Annotated in this window: 18 protein-coding genes; 8 read left to right on the top strand and 10 right to left on the bottom strand. The window is 39.0% G+C overall.

Annotated features, from left to right (window positions below; all coding sequences use genetic code 11):
- Positions 1-44: 44 nt before the first annotated feature.
- From CXF71_RS01915 to ubiK, 6 genes are all read right to left on the bottom strand, one after another.
- Positions 45-887, bottom strand: a complete 843-nt coding sequence (locus CXF71_RS01915; RefSeq protein WP_101231311.1) for a hydrolase 1, exosortase A system-associated — start codon at positions 885-887, stop codon at positions 45-47.
- The gene (locus CXF71_RS01920; RefSeq protein WP_101231312.1) at positions 887-1,741 is read right to left on the bottom strand and encodes a hydrolase 2, exosortase A system-associated; all 855 of its coding nucleotides are present in this window, start codon (positions 1,739-1,741) and stop codon (positions 887-889) included. Before CXF71_RS01920 ends, CXF71_RS01915 begins: the two co-directional genes overlap by 1 nt.
- Before the next feature lie 12 nt (positions 1,742-1,753).
- Positions 1,754-2,041, bottom strand: a complete 288-nt coding sequence (locus CXF71_RS01925; RefSeq protein ID WP_101231313.1) for an acyl carrier protein — start codon at positions 2,039-2,041, stop codon at positions 1,754-1,756.
- A 3-nt stretch (positions 2,042-2,044) separates the two neighbouring features.
- The gene (locus CXF71_RS01930) at positions 2,045-3,172 is read right to left on the bottom strand and encodes a GNAT family N-acetyltransferase (RefSeq protein WP_198559804.1); all 1,128 of its coding nucleotides are present in this window, start codon (positions 3,170-3,172) and stop codon (positions 2,045-2,047) included.
- Between the two features lie 23 nt (positions 3,173-3,195).
- Positions 3,196-4,608 (bottom strand): phosphomannomutase CpsG, encoded by a 1,413-nt coding sequence (locus CXF71_RS01935; protein WP_101231315.1) that lies wholly within the window; start codon positions 4,606-4,608, stop codon positions 3,196-3,198.
- A gap of 63 nt (positions 4,609-4,671) precedes the next feature.
- Positions 4,672-4,923, bottom strand: coding sequence for a ubiquinone biosynthesis accessory factor UbiK (ubiK, locus tag CXF71_RS01940; RefSeq protein ID WP_101231316.1), 252 nt, complete (start codon positions 4,921-4,923; stop codon positions 4,672-4,674).
- 112 nt (positions 4,924-5,035) lie between these two features.
- Between ubiK and rep the strand changes: the two genes are divergently transcribed.
- Positions 5,036-7,069, top strand: coding sequence for a DNA helicase Rep (rep, locus tag CXF71_RS01945; RefSeq protein ID WP_101231317.1), 2,034 nt, complete (start codon positions 5,036-5,038; stop codon positions 7,067-7,069).
- A gap of 329 nt (positions 7,070-7,398) precedes the next feature.
- On the opposite strand, the gene ubiB is transcribed toward rep, so the two are convergent.
- From ubiB to ubiE, 3 genes are all read right to left on the bottom strand, one after another.
- Positions 7,399-8,967 carry a ubiquinone biosynthesis regulatory protein kinase UbiB gene (gene ubiB, locus CXF71_RS01950; RefSeq protein WP_101231318.1) on the bottom strand — a complete coding sequence of 523 codons (1,569 nt, stop codon included), beginning with the start codon at positions 8,965-8,967 and terminating at the stop codon, positions 7,399-7,401.
- A gap of 62 nt (positions 8,968-9,029) precedes the next feature.
- Entirely contained in the window at positions 9,030-9,713 is a 684-nt protein-coding gene (locus tag CXF71_RS01955) for a ubiquinone biosynthesis accessory factor UbiJ (protein WP_101231319.1), read from the bottom strand.
- 2 nt (positions 9,714-9,715) lie between these two features.
- Entirely contained in the window at positions 9,716-10,543 is an 828-nt protein-coding gene (ubiE, locus tag CXF71_RS01960; RefSeq protein WP_101231320.1) for a bifunctional demethylmenaquinone methyltransferase/2-methoxy-6-polyprenyl-1,4-benzoquinol methylase UbiE, read from the bottom strand.
- A gap of 513 nt (positions 10,544-11,056) precedes the next feature.
- On the opposite strand from ubiE, the gene CXF71_RS01965 reads away from it, so the two are divergent.
- The 6 genes from CXF71_RS01965 to CXF71_RS01990 all read left to right on the top strand — a co-directional run bounded on the left by CXF71_RS01965 (position 11,057) and on the right by CXF71_RS01990 (position 18,213).
- A complete protein-coding gene (locus CXF71_RS01965; RefSeq protein ID WP_101231321.1) occupies positions 11,057-11,449 on the top strand; it encodes a DUF2750 domain-containing protein in 393 nt (130 codons plus the stop codon).
- Positions 11,450-11,719: 270 nt separating this feature from the next.
- Entirely contained in the window at positions 11,720-12,397 is a 678-nt protein-coding gene (locus CXF71_RS01970) for a PilZ domain-containing protein (RefSeq protein ID WP_101231322.1), read from the top strand.
- Between the two features lie 51 nt (positions 12,398-12,448).
- On the top strand, positions 12,449-12,907 hold the full coding sequence (locus tag CXF71_RS01975; RefSeq protein ID WP_101231323.1) for a GNAT family N-acetyltransferase: 459 nt from the start codon (positions 12,449-12,451) through the stop codon (positions 12,905-12,907).
- 240 nt (positions 12,908-13,147) lie between these two features.
- On the top strand, positions 13,148-13,882 hold the full coding sequence (locus CXF71_RS01980) for a TetR/AcrR family transcriptional regulator (protein ID WP_101231324.1): 735 nt from the start codon (positions 13,148-13,150) through the stop codon (positions 13,880-13,882).
- A gap of 80 nt (positions 13,883-13,962) precedes the next feature.
- Positions 13,963-15,111 (top strand): efflux RND transporter periplasmic adaptor subunit, encoded by a 1,149-nt coding sequence (locus tag CXF71_RS01985; RefSeq protein WP_101231325.1) that lies wholly within the window; start codon positions 13,963-13,965, stop codon positions 15,109-15,111.
- Between the two features lie 9 nt (positions 15,112-15,120).
- Positions 15,121-18,213: an efflux RND transporter permease subunit gene (locus CXF71_RS01990; protein WP_101231326.1), complete on the top strand. Its 3,093-nt coding sequence runs from the start codon at positions 15,121-15,123 to the stop codon at positions 18,211-18,213.
- A gap of 76 nt (positions 18,214-18,289) precedes the next feature.
- Here the strand turns inward: CXF71_RS01990 and CXF71_RS01995 are convergent, their stop codons facing one another.
- Positions 18,290-19,390, bottom strand: a complete 1,101-nt coding sequence (locus tag CXF71_RS01995; protein WP_101231327.1) for an HDOD domain-containing protein — start codon at positions 19,388-19,390, stop codon at positions 18,290-18,292.
- A 202-nt stretch (positions 19,391-19,592) separates the two neighbouring features.
- Between CXF71_RS01995 and CXF71_RS02000 the strand changes: the two genes are divergently transcribed.
- Entirely contained in the window at positions 19,593-20,354 is a 762-nt protein-coding gene (locus CXF71_RS02000; RefSeq protein ID WP_101231328.1) for an MBL fold metallo-hydrolase, read from the top strand.
- Positions 20,355-20,431 lie beyond the last annotated feature (77 nt).

A 20,431-nucleotide genomic window follows, 5' to 3' on the forward strand; every position in this document is an offset into this window, starting at 1 on the left:
AAGTAACATCGGTTAAGTAAATTATTTAACGAACTGTTAACTATTTACCGCATCAATACCTTACATACTAATTTAATTAGCTGGCTCTTTTTATCTCGTTGAGAAAAAGTATGATCTGCCTGATGAATGATTTTCATATGGATAGTATCGCGAGCCGTTACCCCGCGCCAATGCTTATTACTTTTAACTAATAACCTAAATTCATCTGCGGTTAAATCATTGCCACTGAGCAAGAGTTCACACTGGCCTGAAAACTTATTTAACCCTTGTAGCATTTGCGTAACAAAGTTGTCCTGTGTGTCAATATTCTCTTGGCTTTGCTGATGGAACCCTTGAACCTCGGTGAATACTGATTTCGCTTTTACTTTTCCTGATAAGAGTTTCTTCCAGAAAGCTGTGCTAAGGAATCGCTTAATATAGTAGGAACGAAGGTAAGTTTTTGCTTGTGTGTGTACTTGTCTAACCCAGGGGTTGACTAAAAATAAATGTTTTATATTGGCTTGTTGAGGATTTTCATTGAGATACAACAAAATAGCCGATGCTGCATCGCATAAGCCCCATAATGTCAGCTCATTAATATCACTATGACGTTGTTGAAAGGTTTTAATAGCAGCATCAATATCCTCTTGGATTTTAGTAAAAGTACTAACTACACCTTCACTATCGCCCGCACCGCTATAATCAAAGCGAAAGACTGCTATCCCCTCATTTGCTAGCGCACGAGCTAAATCCACAAAGAGCCTGTGGCTGCCAACACGAGTTTGTGGGCCACCAACAACAATAATCACACCTTTTTTAGTCTGCCTTTGATGACTAGGCTCTGGCAAATGCTCAATGGCAACTAATTGCTTACCATTACTATTAAAAATAACACCTTGCTCTATCATCAATTTGTCTCAGTTTTAGATGAGAGTAACTTCGCAGAATTTGATTGCGGAAAGGCTAATTTAGAAAAGACCCGCAGTTCTTTTCTTAAAAATGCTTGCGCAATTTGTAACTCGGTAGATTGCCAAAACTTTACATCATCGACTTGTTCTACCCGTAATTTACTATTTTTATGCTCTACGCCTTGCTGCTGCTTTAACCTGCTAAGGCTTAATTCTTCTGACGGGCTCTGCCATTCAAACCAATAACAATCAATATGGAAATCAGCTAGCTTATTTAAATTCTGCCCGGCGAGCGCGTCTAACAGACTAGGCTGCATTTGATAGCCCGCAATATCAATAAGCGGCTGTTCGCTTAGTTCCCCATGCTTAAAATCATCACTTTCAGTACTATTATTTTTAGTAAGCTGAGCAGCTAACGCTAGACGTTTAAATTGCTGTACAAAACGTTTGCCATTAAAATCTGGCTGTTGAAGTAGCACACCATCAACTTGCCTTAATATTTCATTCGATAACAGTAACACTGCCGATAAAGGTAACGATAAATAAATGGCCTGTGTTGAATGAGCGGCAATATCGGCAAGCTGTAGAAGAATATCTTGCTGCCATAAGGCCAAATTGGCCTCAGTTAGTTCACCCCCACTATCGCCAGTACCATAGTGATCAAAGACAAAGCTTTGCAACCCTTGCTGATAAGCATTAATGGCAGAACGAGTAATATGATGACGGGTTTGATTAGCCTGCTCGAACAAGGGCGCAATAAATATCAGGTGAGCAAGTACCTTTTCTGGCGTTCGAATTATCCGAAAGAGCGGACCTTTAGTGCCTTGATAAAATTCTACCTTAGTCGATATCATAGTCAAAAATACTTAGTTACGCTCAAGTACTAATTCGGTCAAACTAGCGACTGAGGCAAAGTTCTCCGCACTAATATCATCATCATCAAGCGTGATATCAAAATAATCTTCCATCTCACCAATTAAGGTAACTAATGCCATTGAATCAAATTCTGCAATGGCGCCAAACAATTCTGTCTCGGCGTGCCAGAAATCGTCATCATAGTTTGGAATAATAGCGATGAGTAACTTAATTAGTTGCGCAGTAGTTTGTTTGTTTTTTTGTTCAAGAGTTTGCTCGTGAGCTTGTGCAGAAGTCATTATTTACTTACTTTTCCTTGTGAATAGCTTAACTAAACGCGGTAGTACAATACTACGAATAATAGCTAACTTACCATAAATACTACGGGGATTAAAAACCTGATAACTTTGTCGTACTTTTGTCTCAGTTAACCAATCTTTTTTATAAGGCTCAGAGCCCATACCAAATTCAATACTGGTGACATTGTCTTTGCTGATGACATGTTCAGATAATACCAAAGATAGAATAGAGCCAACGGAATATTGTTGATACTTAGGCGTGTACGCCAACTTAAAAATAGAAGCGGTTCTTTGTAATTTAGTTTGAAGCCATGCGCTATTACCCTTAACTCCGCAATCAGTGCCTGTTTGTAAAAACCACAGCTGAGCAGCCGCTGGTGCATCATCAACAAACAACAGCCCTAAACGTAGCTTATTTTCAGCTAATGCGGCAACACATACTTGCTCGATAAAATCGAAGCTAAACTCATCACCTTTCCAGCTTTGTTGGTAAATCGTTTTATAAGCAGTAAATGCAGCAGGAAACGCATTTACTTCGGTAACTACTTCAGTGCGATACTGATGGGCTTTAATCAGCTTTTTTTCACGTCTTTTTATCGTGTTGCGTAATTGGCTTGGTCTTTGTTGATAATAACTAGCATAGTCAGTTATACCTTCTTGGTAGACATTATCAGTTTTAGAAAACAGCCGTTGGTAAGGAAAGTAGTCAACCACAACTTGTGCCACTAAACCCTCTTCAAAAGCGCCAAGTAGCATACTATGCCAATGATGATGTTGTCCGATATTATCGAACAGTTGCCACATACCCTTTTTATTAGGGGAGGTAAAAAATATTGGCTCAGCTACGGATGAATAAAAGCTGGTAAGTGATTTAATCTGTTGTTGAGATGACTTGTTAGTATTATGCACCAAAGGCCAGGCAATGCTTAATACTGGCTCTTGTCCTGCATTTGTTTGATATAAACAATGCACAATCACTTGGCTGTTTTCAGGCAACATAAACTGCTCAGTCGCAGCAAGCCAAGGCAGGCTTAATTCAAATAACCTTGCCTTAGGAAGACATTTTTCATACTGATCAACAAACTCAACAAATGACAGCGCGCGATAGGTAAATTGTTCACTATCAGTCATTAAGTTCCCAGTCATGAAAAAAGCTACTCAGCCAACAACAAAGCTAAGACTTGCTCTGTCTTTTCCTGCATTAATGCCACATCGCCTTTTGATTCAACATTTAAGCGAACCACAGGCTCGGTATTACTGCTACGTAAGTTAAAGCGCCAGTTGCCAAATTCCATACTAATGCCATCAGTTTTATCAATCACTTGCGCTTGCTCTTGATAAAAAGCAAACACACGAGCGATTGCTGCTTTAGGGTCGGTAATAGTATTATTAATTTCACCCGATGATGGGTAAGCCGCTATACGTTCTTTCACTAAGCTAGAAAGTGGCTGTTTACGTAAACAAACCAGTTCCGCAATTAATAACCACGGGATCATACCGCTATCGCAATAGAAGAAATCACGAAAATAATGATGAGCACTCATTTCACCGCCATAAATAGCATCTTCACTACGCATACGTTCTTTGATAAACGCGTGACCGGTTTTACTTTGAATGGCTTGACCACCGGCTTTCTCTGCAATATCGATAGTATTCCAAGTTAAGCGTGGATCATGAATAATTTTAGCTTCAGCTTTACTGCCTTCAATTTTATTTAAAAAGTTCTCTGCTAATAAACCAACAATATAATAGCCTTCAATAAACTCGCCGTTTTCATCAAACAAGAAACAACGATCAAAATCGCCATCCCAGGCAATGCCCATATCAGCGCCGTGCTTGATTACTGCATCACGTGTTGCTGCGCGGTTTTCGATAAGTAATGGATTGGGGATACCATTAGGGAAACTACCATCGGGTTCATGATGTACTTTAATAAATTCAACAGGAACATTCAGAGCATTAAAAGCACTCTCAATCGCATCAAGTGCTGGGCCTGCCGTACCATTACCCGCGTTCACTACCAGTTTCAACGGGGTGATATTTTTATTATCAATATAGGTTAATAAGTGCTCGGTATAAGGTTGAGTAATATCAACTGTTGTTAATGTGCCTTGCGTGGCAACATCGACAAAGTCGTTTTTCTCGGCCAGTGCTTGAATATCAAAAAGCCCTGTGTCACCACTTATAGGTTTTGAATTTTCACGTACCAACTTCATACCATTGTAATCAATAGGGTTATGACTTGCAGTAACAACAATGCCGCCATCACATTGTAAGTGACTGGTTGCAAAATAAATGTGTTCGGTACCTGCTAAACCTAAATCAATAACGTTAGTGCCACCAGCCATTAAACCCTCAGCTAACGCTTGTTTTAACTCTGCACTAGTTAAACGAATATCACCACCCACTACCACGGATTTTGCTTGGGTATGTTGAGCAAAGGCGCGACCGACGCGATAAGCAACATCGGTATTTAATTGTTCGCCTAACTTTCCACGGATATCATAAGCTTTGAAGCAGGTAATTTTCGAGGGGCCTGACGTTAAGGCAACTTTAGATGATGACATGAATTAATCTCGTCCTTGGTAATTTTATCGATTGTTTGTAGATAATAGGGTTAAAAATAACGATTAGCTCGATGCTATTTTTTCTTCTAACTCAGCGAGTTTAGCTTCAAGCTCAGCTATTTTAGTACGTGTTTTGATTAATACTTGCGTTTGCACATCAAACTCTTCGCGTGTTACCACATCAAGCTGTGCTAATTTACTTTGCAGAACAGATTTAGCTTTATCTTCAAAGTCACTTGCCATATTTTTCAGGCTAGGTGGAATAGAATCTGTTACTTGCTTGGCAATTTCTTCAATTTTTTTGGCATTGATCATAATAATTTCTCATCGATTTTCATTTGATATCATTGTAACTGTTTTGCACATGACTAAAAACAGGTAAAATCTACCACACGAGCGTTTATTCGAATAAAGTAGCGAAAAAGTAATGAAACTAAATCCTGGACAAAATGAAGCGGTAAAATTTGTGACTGGCCCATGCCTAGTATTAGCAGGCGCTGGCTCAGGTAAAACCGGTGTTATTTGTCAAAAAATCGCTTACCTCATTCAAAAATGTGATTACAAAGCGCGTAATATTGCGGCGGTAACCTTTACCAATAAAGCGGCACGTGAAATGAAAGAGCGTATTCAAAAAATGCTTGGACGTGAGCTTACCCGTGGCTTAACGGTTTCTACCTTTCACTCGTTAGGTCTTGATATTGTCCGTCGTGAAATTAAAACCTTAGGTTATAAACCTGGCTTTACCTTATTTGATGATCAAGACTCCCTCGCATTACTGAAAGAATTAACCCTTGATGAACTTGATGGCGATAAAGACTTACTCAGTAGATTACAAAGCAAAATTTCAAATTGGAAAAACGACCTATTCTTGCCTGATGATGCTATAAAAGCAGCCAATGATGCTGACAGCAGTGAATATGCTGAATTTTATCAGCGCTATCATAAACATATGAAAGCCTATAATGCCTTAGATTTTGATGATCTCATTCTTATTCCAACCTTGTTAATGAAAAATTATCCTGAAGTGCGTGAGCGTTGGCAGAACAAAATTCGTTATTTATTGGTCGATGAGTACCAAGATACTAATGCGAGCCAATATGAATTAGTGAAGAATATTGCCGGTGATCGTGGTCGATTAACCGTAGTAGGCGATGACGATCAATCTATTTATTCATGGCGTGGTGCTAAACCAGAGAACTTAGTACTGCTTGGTAAAGACTTTCCTACGTTAAAATTGATTAAATTAGAACAAAATTATCGCTCAAGTGGTCGTATCTTAAAGTGCGCCAACGTGCTCATTGCTAATAACCCACATATTTATGATAAAGCTTTATTTAGTGAACTTGCCTACGGCGTTGAACTCAGAGTAATACAAGCGAAAAATGAAGAGAATGAAATTGAGCGTGTTATTGGCGAACTCATTGGTCATCGTTTTATGAATCGCAGTCAATACAAAGATTATGCCGTGCTTTATCGTGGTAATCACCAATCACGCTTACTTGAAAAAGCCCTGATGCAAAACCGTATCCCTTATAAAATCAGTGGTGGTACTTCGTTTTTCTCCCGTCCAGAAATAAAAGATGTGATGGCCTATTTACGCGTACTCGTTAACCCTGATGATGACAATGCTTTCTTACGTATTGTCAATGTGCCTAAACGTGAGTTAGGGCCTGCTACCTTAGAAAAATTAGGCACTTACGCTAACATGCGTCAAATTAGTATGTTTGCTGCCAGTTTTGAACTCGGCTTAGAACAAACCTTAACAGGTCGCAGCCTAATGAAGATGCAAGCATTCACCCAATGGGTTGTTGATATAGGCGATCAGGCTGAACGAGGTGATACCGCCGCAGTATTACGTTCTATGATCCGCCAAATAAATTACGAAGACTTCCTTTATGACACATCCATGAGTGCTAAAGCGGCCGAGATGCGTATGAAGAACGTCACCGAGCTTTTCAGCTGGGTTACCCAAATGCTTGAAGGTAGTGATGACGAAGAACCAATGACTTTGCCGCAAATTGTTACTCGTTTAACCTTGCGCGACATGATGGAACGAAATGAAGAGGAAGACAGCAACGATCAAGTTCAGCTAATGACCTTACATGCTTCTAAAGGTTTGGAGTTTCCTTATGTATTCTTAATTGGTATGGAAGAAGGTTTATTACCCCATCAAACCAGCATTGATGAAGGCAGTGTTGAAGAAGAGCGTCGCCTTGCTTATGTTGGCATTACACGAGCACAGCGTGAGTTAATATTCACTTACGCGAGAGAACGCCGACAGTTTGGCGAACTATCTCGTACTGAAGCTAGTCGATTCTTACATGAATTACCGCAAGATGATTTAAATTGGGAATTAGGCGCAGCAAAGAAGAAAACCGTTGAACATGTTGAGAAATCAAATCAGCAGGGCATGGCTGGTTTACGCGCTCAACTCGCTAAAGCCAAGGAAGCTAAAAAATAATAACTAGCAGAACACCGAAGTAAATTATTTTTGCTATATACCTAAACTGCTAATACCAAACAATATAATCACTGTCATCCCCGTAGTCACTAAACGGGGATCCATTCTTTTAATCACTTGTGTAAATCATTAAAAAGTACTGGATACTCGATCAGACACTTCGAGTATGACAGCTATAGGCTAAATATAATGCGGTGGTTTATTGGAAATTAGGTGTAAAAAATAAGAAAACCGTAGAGCACATGGAGAAAGTAAATCGACATGCCATGTTTACTTACTTAGCTAGCTTAAAGAAGCCTTCTACTAGTATGAAATCACTCGCAGTAAAGCTATTGGCTTAAAAGAATAGCGCCGGCAATGATAATTGCTGCAGCAATAATACTCGAGATAATTCGTTGATTATTCTTCCCCTGACTCGCCAACATAACTTGCATTAATTGTGTTTGTTGATGCTGGTTTTCACGACTCGTTTTTAAATAGTCGTAAATTAAGTCGGGCATTTCAGGCAGTTTTTCATTCCAAAAGGGTAAGTTCGCTTTAATTTTACTAAAAACAGCTTTAACGCCCATTTGCTCTTTCACCCAATTTTCTAAAAAGGGTTTTGCTGTTTGCCATAAATCTAACTGCGGATACAACTGACGCCCTAAACCTTCAATGTACAATAAGGTTTTTTGCAGTAAAACAAGCTGCGGCTGTACTTCCATATTAAAGCGACGAGCGGTATTAAATAAATTAACTAAGACTTGGCCGAAGGATATTTCTGACAGTGGTTTGTTGAAAATAGGCTCGCAAACGGTGCGAATGGCAAATTCAAATTCATCAACACTGGTATTGGCGGGCACCCAACCTGAATCTACGTGTAGCTGGGCAACTTTTCGATAATCACGATTAAAAAAGGCGACAAAATTTTCAGCTAAATAGCGTTTATCTTCAGAATTTAAGGTACCAACAATACCGCAATCAATAGCAATCCAAGTCGGGTCTGCAGGATGAGTTGCATCCACAAAAACATTACCCGGGTGCATATCTGCATGAAAGAAACTATCACGAAATACTTGAGTGAAAAAAACTTCGACACCGCGCTCAGCCAGAAGCTTCATATTTACGCCAAGCTGGTTAAGTGTGTCTACATCGCCCACACCAATGCCATAAATACGTTCCATGACTAAGACATTTTTAAAACTATATTCACTATGTATTTCAGGTACGTAAAGCGCTTTATCGTACTCACTACCTTGTTCAAAATTACGCTTAAGCTGAATAGCATTGCCAGCTTCACGGTTAAGATCCAATTCATCTAAAATGGTTTTACGATATTCTTCAACGACTTCTTTTGGACGTAAGCGTTTGCCATCAGGTAACCAACGCGCCACGATGCCAGCAAATAACGACATCACTTTAATATCCGCTAAAATTGTTTTACTGATATTAGGGCGTAATACCTTTATAACGATATTTTCTTCTTTCTCAGTAGTAAATAGTGTTGCGGTATGCACTTGTGCAATAGAGGCTGATGCGAGTGGGGTAAGATCAAAGTCTTTAAAATGTTGTTCAAAAACATCTGCGCCCATAGCGGCAATGATAATTTTTTTGGCTTGCTCGCCGTCGAAGGGTGTGACTTTATCTTGCAGTAAGGCTAGCTCATCCGCTAACTCAGGAGGCAATAAATCACGCCTAGTTGACAACATTTGGCCAAATTTTATAAAAACAGGCCCTAAAGTCTCTATCGCTAAACGAAATCGTTGTTCTGGTGTTTTATCTTTATGCTTATTTCTCAGCCAGAATAAGCTGTGTCTAGCGACTTTTGCATACCAAGGCAATAGTCCCGCTGGTACCATTTTGTCTAAACCAAAATTTAGGAAGGTTTTAACGATTTGATAAAGACGTTGGCTACTCACGGCGGTTATTATTTCCTATGTTTTATTAATGCTACTAGTGGTATTCGCTAACTAATAACAGATTATTTATTAGCTATATTGGCGACCAGTTTATCGATGCGCGCAGACAAGCTATTAACCTTATTCGCCACATCTTTAGTTTTTTGGTTGAAAGCATTTAGCTGACTACTCGTCACCACTAAACGTTTTTCATGCACAAGATACTCGCCAATATCCGCTTCAACTTGCTTACCTGTAGCGGCAAGCGATTTGGTAATTTTATTACCAAACTGCAATAATTTATGCGTAGGTACGTCACCAAGATGTTTCGCAAGCTCTGTTTGCCAATCTATTTCAAGTGATTGAGCAATATTAGCAAATTGCTGCGCTATTTTGATATCACCGATGACATCGAGTTCGTCTTGCTTTATTAATTGCGTAAGCGACTGATTAGCTTTTAACTTGTTGAGCGTACTAATACTGGTATTAATAGTACAATCACTACACTCAGTACTCGACCTAACTATAACCACCGTTTGGTTAGGTGTTGTATTAACAGTAAAACATAACGTAAATGGCAACTCGGCCAATTCAAGCGTTAACGTCTTTTGGGCGACAGCGGAAAAAGATAGTGATTTATTATTATTTAAGGCTAATGCCTTATTAATAATCAACTCAAGCGTCGCCGTGGCAACTTGCGGTAATAATAAGCGGCTAATCAGTTGAGTACTAAATTTAGTTACAGCCTGGTTATTAAAAGGTTGCATGGCTAAAACTTATAACCTTTATGTAAGGCAACTACCCCACCGGTTAAGTTTTTAAAGCTCGTTTGCTCAAAACCAGCATTTTCCATCATGCCCTTCAATGTCTCTTGATCAGGATGCATGCGAATAGATTCGGCCAAGTATTGATAACTTGCACCATCTTTAGCGACCAGTTCACCCATTTTAGGTAATATATTAAATGAATAGAAATCATAGGCTTTATTCAATAGTTCATTTTCTGGCTTTGAAAATTCTAAAACAAGTAAACGCCCACCTGGCTTTAATACTGAATAAATTGAGCGCAACGCCTTATCTTTATCCGTTACATTACGTAAGCCAAAAGCGATGGTGACAATATCAAAAGTATTCTCTTCAAAAGGTAAATATTCAGCATTGGCTTGCACGTATTCAATATTTTGCACTAAGCCTTTATCGCGTAATTTATCACGACCTACATTTAACATTGAACTATTGATATCCGCTAGAACGACTTTACCTTCTCGGCCTACTAACTGCGAAAATTTAGCCGTTAAATCGCCGGTACCACCCGCTAAATCTAATACTTTATTACCTGGGCGTACGCCACTAGCATCAATAGTAAAACGTTTCCATAAACGATGAATACCAAATGACATTAAATCATTCATCACATCATATTGCTTAGCCACTGAATGAAACACCCCTGCTACCATAGAAATTTTATCGTCTTTTTCTATAGTTTTATAACCAAAATGCGTGGTGCTTTCATTATCGGCTGAAGTGTCGGCATCGCTTGGCTTATTAAGGGGTGCAGATAAGTCACTGGCTGGAGAGTTTTGATCTGTGGATGACATGGTATTTTCACTTAAAGCAATATTAAAACAATAATTGCCGTTAGTTTACTGTATGCATGCTAAATCACCAAATACCTACTGGTTTTTTATTGATCTAACTACAGTAAATGTGTGATAAGTCGACGATAAACAGTTAATAGGACGATGTTTAGCCAATAACAACTGTAATAAAACAACAAAAGTGAAATAAAACTACAAGATACACTTGCCAACATAGAGCATCTACTCTATACTTCTCTTCGTTCCCTTATGCGGACGCTTGTTGTAATAATTGAATATTCTAGCTTTCCTCATAGCTAACTCACCGATAGTCTTTGCTATCGGTTTTTTTTTGCCTAATTTTTATCATTGAAATGAGATTAGCCAATAGCTTTCATCCTCTGCCATCACTTTTGACCCATACCTTATAAACTAGTACGCCTAGAATTAAAGGCAAGATAAACTCAATCAAGTTGTGCGCTCAACCCTAACACGGTAAAATATTGCCCATCTATACAAACATCCTAGGCCATTATGTCAATCAGCAGCGAACAACTTAATACCATAGAAAAATACGATGAAGAAAAACGCTTAAGCTACTTGCTTCAGCAAGTTGTTAGTAACCAAGAGATCTGGATATTAGCTGATGAGCATGGCTGCGTAATGCTAAACACCGAAGATGAAGATTGCGTACCCGTCTGGCCTAACGAAGAATTTGCCCAGCGTTGGGCAACCGATGAATGGCAACACTGTAAAGCTGAAGCTATCTCATTAAGCAAATGGTACAGTCGCTGGAGTCCGGGTTTAGTCGATGATGAACTCGCTTTAGTTACTTTTCCAAATCAAGATAATCAAGGTTTGGTGCTATTTCCTGAAGAGTTTGAAGAAGGCTTACGTAAAGAAACTAAAAAGCAAAACCGAAAATAAATAACGTTAACTAATAAATAGCTCCCCTACTATTTGCTCTTGGTCACAAGAGCATTCATTTCAATTTTTAGTATCATAGAAAGCGTCAGCTAATAACCTTAGCCTATAACAATTCCACTAAATGATTGACCACTTGTGCTGGCTAAAATATTCCAAGGCGGTGTTGAGCTCAATCCCAAGAGCCAGTTATTGCTCAATCAACCGTTGTGCCTTTGGGTCACTTTGTTTATATTATATTCAGTAATAAATGGACGTATATACAAGGAAATAATGTCAGACATCAGTATTGAACAGAGTATGCAACTCTTTGAGCTTCAACCCGGTAAGAGCTTAGACCTACAGATTAACCATCCTGTACCGCTAAGGCTTAAATTGCCATTGATCGGTTATGAGCTAGGTAAGTACATTATATTAAAATATCCAAAATCGGCTAACACTTCCGAATATAAAGATGTATTAATCGAGGGTAACGTACTCATAGTCCGTTATTTAATGGAAGGCAATAAAGGCGAGTGCTTTGCCTTTCGATCTTCCATTAAAAGCATTACCCAATATCCTGAAAAGCTCATTTTTATTGATTACCCTAAAAAGATTGAAAACCGTCAGTTGCGTCTGCAACAAAGAACAAGCATTCACCTGCCGGCAATAATCATGTTGGAAGGTTCGGTCGATAGTAAAGGTACTCAAATTAGCGGTATTATTGGTGATATTTCTGCCAAAGGTTGTGGTTTCACCTTCAAAACTAAAAATACCAAAGCTAAGGTTAATAAACGCGATGTTTTTGTCTGCCTACAGAGCCCTACTGATGGTGAAGTACAAATACCGGCTCGAGTATGTAATAGCCGTAATGACAATGGTATCGTCAGTGTTGGTATTCAATTTCTCGACAATGGGGATTTAGTGCCAAAATTACTGACTGAACTTTTCATCGAGAATACAATTAGTTGATAGTTCATTCGTCATGTTTACCTCAGAATACAACCATCCTAAAGGAAACAAATGGAAATTCGGATCGGCTCGCTAACACATCCTGCAGTCATAGCCCTGCTAACAGAGCATCATCAAGATATGCTAATGCATTCTCCACCAGAAAGCGTGCATGCTCTTGATTTATCGGCATTAGCTCAACAGAGCATTACTTTTTGGAGTGTTTGGCAAAATGATGAATTGGCGGGTTGTGGTGCTTTAAAGGAGTTAGACAGTACTCACGGTGAAATTAAATCCATGCGAACTTCACGAAATTTTTTACGCCAAGGTGTCGCTAAATTACTGTTGGAACATATGATTGCTCAGGCAAAGAAGCGCAGTTACCAAAAACTAAGCCTTGAAACAGGTACTATGGATGCCTTTCTACCAGCACAAAAACTCTATCACCAACTTGGTTTTACCCATTGTCAGCCCTTTGCTGATTATCAAGAAGATCCCTACAGTACTTTTATGTCTAAGATCATTAGCTAACAAATCCAAATATCCACCTATATCCGGCACACTGTGGCGTAACCGTTAATGAACAAGCTTTTAAACGGTTACCTTTGATAATCGACAACTATAAAAATCACTTTTAGTTGATTATTTTTCAGCACAGTAAACTGAACACTTAAATAATCCATCCATACTGATTTTGTACTTGAACTTAACAAAAAGTAAGTTAAAATAGCATTTGAATAACATTCGAATACAATTTCATATAGGCTTCACATGGCTCCAGCTCCAAGATTTAGTGCAGAAGAACAAGAAAGATTAATCATATGCGCAGCGATTAAGGCAATAGAAGAAAGTAGTTTATTAGACTTTTCTATGTCCGCTATTGCCAAATTAGCAGGCCTGTCTATGGGGTCGGTTTATAAGTTTGTGCAATGTAAGGAAGATGTACTTATTGCATTAGCTACCCGCATGTATAAAGGACGACAATCCGTTTTCAAAAAAGTACTCGCTTTACCCTTAACAACACCAGAACGCATTATAGCGACCAGTTTGTTAGATTTTTCTAAAGTACATATGTATACCTTTGATAATCAGCTTGAAAGTATTGTTAACACCGAAGCGATGATGAAGCGATGTTCAGATCGCTGGTTAACACAAATGAGAGCATGCGGTGAACAATGCCAAACTATGTTTCAACAATTTTTACAAACCGCCGCTGACTCAGGTGAATTAATATCAGGTAACCGAGATATTACAGAAATAAACGTAGGTACTTGGTCGTTATCCGTGGGTTACTTTCAAACGGTGCGCTTGCTTCAATGTTTGCAAAATGATCTCAATGGAAATATCGATGCAAGTAGTGAAGAAAAGTCGCTTGTACTAGCAACAGATAATGCACATATTCGCACGATGAAACGTTTAGTCAATACGTATGACTGGCAGAAAAAAATCTCAGATGATGATATCGAGAAAGTTTGCCTACATTTAGTCGACGCAGAGCTTAGGTAATACCAATCGGATTAATTTTTTGTACAACTTAAATCTTGGCTAGCAAGCTTAGAAAAAACACTTAAAGATAAAGGAACATCATGAACATAACTAAATGGCTTTTAGTCATTATAATATTAGCCGGCACAATTTTTGGTTTACAAAGCTATAAAACATCACTGAAAGAAGCAGCCAATGCCCAAGCAGCAATGATGCCTGAAATGGCAGCCACAGTAACCGCGGTAAAAGTCACTAATATTAGTTACCAAAAACATATTCAAGTCAGTGGTGAAGTACAAGCATTCAAATTTTTGATGCTCAATAACGAATTGGCAGGTCAAATTACTCGCTTAAATGCTGCTTCCGGTAGTGTGGTTAAAAAAGGCCAAGAACTATTAGTATTAGATCACCGTGATGAAGACGCCCGTTTAATGGCCGCCGAAGCCACCTTGATGCTCCACCAACAGACGCTTGACCGTTATATCAAACTTCAAAAGAGCCGTGAAATTAGTGAAGATAAAGTTGATCAAGCCCGCGCTGCATTGCAAATTGCTCAAGCCGATATTAATGTAATCACCACGGCCATAGATAAAAAAACCTTAACCGCGCCTTTTACTGCCAAAGTAGGTATTCATACCCTAGAAGTTGGCCAATATTTAGATAAAAATAGTCAGGTACTTGAACTTGTTGGTGTTAATGATTTCACTTGGATTGATTTTAATCTGCCACAACTTTATCAAGAACTCGATTTAGCGTCGACAGTAGAAATTAGCCAGATCAATCAAGAGTCGATGTTTGAAGCAACGGTTATCGCGGTAGACCCACAATTATCTCGTCTTTCACGTCATTTAAAATACCGCGCACAATTGCCCTCTTCAACGTTAGCGTTAAAACCAAATACCTTAGTGTCAGTCATCGTGCCAATCGATAGTAAGTCAACCGTTGCTACCGTGCCTGATTTAGCGATAAAACGTGATGCACTGGGTAATTATGTCTTTGTGTTAGACGCTGATGGCGAAGGTAGCTATCGCGCTAAACTAGTCCCCGTTAAATTGGGCGAGCGACAAGGTGATCACGTAATGATTCTTGCTGGTGTAAAAGCAGGACAGCTTATTGCTAATAAAGGCTCATTCAAATTATTCCCTGGCATGAAAGTATACCTTGCTAAAGAAGCTACCAATGATGTGGCCAATGACGTTACCAAAGAAATAGCTCAAGCATTAGCTGCTGATGTTAGCGCACAAGAATAAGGGATTATGATGCAAGAAAGTAAACCATCCATCATGGACATTTTTGTCAGACGACCAGTCGTTGCTATTGTCTTATCTATCATTATTTGTATTGCCGGTATCTGGTCTGCAAGTAAAATTCCGGTACTGCAATTTCCTAAGATTGACAGTGCCTCATTAGTTATTGAAACTTATTATATTGGTGCATCCGCTGATGTGGTAAAAGGTTTCATCACCGAACCAATTGAGCGAGCAGCAGCAACAGTACCGGGTGTTGAATACGTTGATTCAGTCAGTACTTCTGGTAGTTCTAAAGTAACGGTATGGCTTAAATTAAACGAAAATTCAACACTGGCACTAGCAGAATTAAATGCGAGATTAGGACAGATTCGTTTCGAATTACCACAAGGCGCCCAAGACCCTGTTGTATCGGTAAGTCGTGCCGACAGACCTTTCGCTGTTATTTATTTAAATGTCCAAGCCAATGGTAATGACTTATCACGTATTACTGACTATTTAACTCGCCAAGTAAACCCAATTTTAAATGCGATTGAAGGGGTGCAACGTGTCGGTATTGAAGGTGCGAGAACACCGGCAATGCGTGTCTGGTTAGATGCTCAGGCATTACAAGTATTTAACTTAAGTGCTAGTGATGTTTACCAAGCCTTAGCAACAAACAACACCATAGCCACGTTGGGTTATGTAGAAAATAGTCGACAAAAAATTGATATTGTTGCCAATACACAACTCAGTAGTGTTGAAGATTTTCAACAACTGGTCATTAGTCAGGTTGATGGTGCTAATATTTATTTAAAAGATGTCGCTAAAATTGAACTTGCCGCGGAAGATAGCAGCGTCACGGCTAGGTTAAACGATAAGGATGCGGTGTATATTTCTATTTGGCCATTACCTGGCGCTAATGAAATTGCCATTGGTGATAAATTATATAAAAAAGTTGCCGAGCTAAATAAAACGCTACCGTACGGTATATCAATTGATTACGCCTATGATGGCACTTTATACATGCGCGATGCATTAAAAGAAATTTTTACCACGCTCATTGAAACCGTTATTTTAGTTGGCTTGGTTGTTGTGCTGCTGATGGGTTCGTTTAGAAGCGCTATAGTGCCCTTAATTACCATACCTATCTCTATTTTAGGCGCGGTTGCCGCAATGGCCATGATGGGCTTTTCGTTAAACCTATTAACCGTACTAGCTATCGTATTATCGGTTGGTTTAGTAGTCGATGATGCCATTGTTGTGGTAGAAAACGTTGCCCGACTAATGCGTCAAGGACTATCGAAATTTGATGCGGCACTGATTAGCTCTCGCCAACTATTAGTACCTATCATTTCAATGACGTTAACACTGGCAGCCGTTTATGCGCCTATTGGTTTCCTATCAGGGCTAACGGGTGTGTTATTCAAAGAGTTTGCTTTTACGCTAGCCATTGCCGTCATCATTTCAGGCATCGTTGCCATTACTTTGTCACCGATCATGAGCGCTTATGTTTCACCTAAAGGTGGCGAAGAGAGTTGGTTAACCACTAAAGTGAACCACCTCTTTGAAAGAATACAACGGGGCTACGCTAAACTATTGCACCGTATTTTTAAGTGGCAAGGGCAAGTATTTCTAATAGCCTTGGTCGTTTCACTGCTCACTGTACCTTTTTACCTGTACTCAAAAAAAGAATTAGCTCCGGTAGAAGATCAAGCCATGGTTATGTTTGTCATTCAATCACCGCCTGATGCTTCAATGCATTATAACGTGTCGCAAATGAATCCCGTTGTTGAAAGCTTGCAAGAGATTGAGGGCGGTAAGAAAATTTGGCAAATCATCTTTGGTGGCGGTGGCTTTGGCGGTTTGGAGTTGGTTAGTGCCGATGACCGTGATTACAGCGCACAATCCCTAGTACCAAGGATTTACGGCAAATTAGCGCAAATCCCAGGGCTTAACATGTTTCCTATTTTACCTGCTTCATTACCAAGCTCTGGTCAGTTTGAAATAGAAATGATTGTTAAAGCCTCTGCCCCTTATAGTGAAATGAAGCAATACGCTGATCAACTTGTCGGTGCCGCCTTTGCCAGTGGTAAATTCCTCTTTGCTGATACCGATCTAAAAATAGATTTACCGCAAGTAGAGTTACAATTAAACCGTGAGAAAATTGCCGATTTAGGCATGAATGTCGGAGCGGTTAGCGAACAATTGGGTATTTTATTATCAAGCAATTTTGTGAATCGCTTTGATTCAAATGGTCAAGCCTACCGAGTAATCCCTATTATTAATGATGAGGTACGTAGTAAAACCGAAGCGATTTTATCATTAGATATTAAATTACCTACCGGTGAATTATTACCCATTTCATCAGTCGCCGAGCTAAAATGGAAAACAGTTCCTAGAGCCTTGGGTACTTTTGCTCAGCAAGCATCTTTTAGGATTTACGGCGGTGTCGCGCCAGGATCAAATAAAGAAGCCGCGTTATCTGCTATTGAAAATGCAGCCAAAGAAATATTACCTTTAGGTTATTCTATTGATTATGCTGGTGAATCAAGGCAGTTACGTCAAGAGGGTAATACCTTAATCATGGTATTGGGTATTTCATTAATCATTGTATTTCTGGTACTGGCGATACAGTTTAATAGCTTTAGAGATCCCTTAGTGGTGCTATTTGGTTGTGTACCATTGGCCTTATCAGGTGCCCTATTAATACCTTATGTTGAACTAACCACTATTAATATTTATTCTCAAATAGGCTTGATTACCTTAATTGGCTTAATTGCTAAAAATGGTATTTTGATTGTCGAATTTGCTAATCACGCACAAGAGCTTGGCGCGAATAAACTCGCCGCGGTAACTGAAGCAGCAACCACGCGTTTACGTCCTATTTTGATGACGACGGCAGCCACTATTTTGGGACATTTCCCGCTAGTGCTGGTTACCGGAGCTGGCGCAGAAGCGCGTAATAGTATTGGTATTATTTTAGTGGCGGGTATGTTTATTGGTACTATCTTTACCTTGTTTATTTTACCTAGCTTCTACTTACTCTTAGCAGAAAAGAGACAAAAGAGTAGCGGTGAAGAGATGCAAGTCTCAGATGAAGCCTTGCAGACAGTAGTTAATTAAACATTCTAACTTATTAAAAAAACCACCCGCATGACCATACGGGTGGTTTTTTTGTGCAAAAATTCGCTATTAACTGTTAACTGTTAACTCTAGCTGCTAATACTCGTTCAACATATTGTTTTGCTTCGCCACTACAGAGTAAAACTTCAGCAGCCTCTTTGATCTCGCCTTCAGTTTTATCATTGTGTTCAAGCATCATGATAAGTTCACTAATGATATTGCCTTCATAGGCAAAACAAGCAATTGGATGCTTGCTAAAAGCGGCGGATAACATCGAAGCATTAGTCACTTTAACTTGTAGCGCGAGTGCGTCTAAAATCGACTGAGGGAACTGCCAATGTTTAGCAATGTGATAGGTTAATTTTTTTGATTTCTGCTGCATCAATTCTTTAAAGGCATAAGAATTCGGTTGGCAATCAGGATGAATAAAAGAAAAAGCTTCCATCAATAATTGGTAAATAATCATATCGCCCAAGTTACAAATAAGACCAATAAGATAGCCTTGAGCTGCCTCTTTTTTATAAAGCGATCTATTTATTAATTCTTTAGAAATAACACCGGTGGTCAAGCTATGATGCCAAATTTTATTACCATACTGTTTAAAGTATATTTGAGATTGAGGAGTCAATTTACTCACAAAACCATTGATCACCCCTTCTATAAGCCCATTACTGCCCAGTAACATAAAAGCTGATTTAAGATCAGCTATTTCTTTACCTGTACGGTTATAAAAAGATGAATTGGATAACTCAATCACTTTAGCGGCAATAGAAGGTTCTTGCTGAATCAAATCAAGTAATGCTTGGGTATCAAAGTTCTCGTCAGTCAGCTGATCAATGACCTGACTGAGCGAAGCAGGTAATACCGGCATTGCTTCAATTATTGTATTAGGTTTACGTAACACAGCTTCAATTTTGTCAGCAACATAATGCGATAACTCATCGTGTTGTGTTGTCGCTGGTGATTGGCCAAATAAAAAATCATAGAAATCTTGACGATGTGTTTCTTCAATACTTGCCAAACGCAACGGCTTTACAGGACTCGCATTTTTAGGCTCTTCAAACGCTTGTTGCTGCATTTCCTCTACTGGCACTTTATCTTTTTCGAAATATAAGTAATTGGGTTGTTTCTTGCTTTTAATACTGGGAAAAAGGTGCTTCAACATAGTTTTAAACATATAAATTTTTTTCCTAGGAGATCTTTGTTTTCATCATTTATGTTAAATTCACTGTTTTAAGGTCAATCTATAAAACTACTATAATTAATCATGATGTTAGGCATAATTAATTATACTAGTGCACCCCTGAGGATTTTCTTTTACTGTATACCCATTACCCTTTAATGTTCTCATTAAATATTCACTGAACGGCTTTATGATTATGAAACTACACCATATAGACGGACACATCCAAACAATCTTGCTAGCAGAGTATCCTGATAAACTGCTATTGCTTGATGGTTGCTGTCGCTCAGACGTTGCTATGTTAAAGCTTTTTATTACCCAAACCCTACAACGCCCGTTCAGTGATTTAACCTTGGTGGTGGTAACACATATGCATCCTGATCATGCGGGTGCTGCCAATAAATTGCGAAAAATAACAGGCTGTAAAATCGCCACCGCTAATGTCAGTGGACAATGGTACTCAGGGATCGAAGGCCGAGTCATGCACCTTACCGACATATTATTAGCTAAGTGGGTAGCAAAACGTATGAAAAAACCTCGCCTTAACTTTTGGTACTCTAGTCAGTTAACCCCTGATTATAAGCTTAATGATGGCGAGAAATTACCGGGATTTTCCGAGTGGGTTGCTTTAGCGACTCAAGGTCATACCGACAGAGATTTATCCTTACATCACTTACCTAGCAATAAAGTCTATGTTGCCGATTTAATAGTCAAAGTGAAAAATAAATACATTCCACCTTTCCCCATTTTTTATCCTAATCGTTATCGTGCTTCACTCCATAAAATCATCACATTAAAACCGCAAAGCATCATTTTAGCGCATGGCGGAGAAGTAAGTTTAACAGAGCATGATTACCAGCACTTATTACAGCTGGCGCCGACCATACCTAAAACACATTGGCGTGCGGTTAAAGAAAGACTAAAAAGTCCAAGAACCTTAATCTCGAATAAACGCTAGTATTTTTTAAGTCATAATAAATAAAAAGCCCAGAGTATTTTATTACTCTAGGCTTTACTTTTAACAGTTAACAGTTA

This window comes from Colwellia sp. 12G3 (assembly GCF_002836775.1).
Classification (GTDB): Bacteria; Pseudomonadota; Gammaproteobacteria; order Enterobacterales; family Alteromonadaceae; genus Colwellia.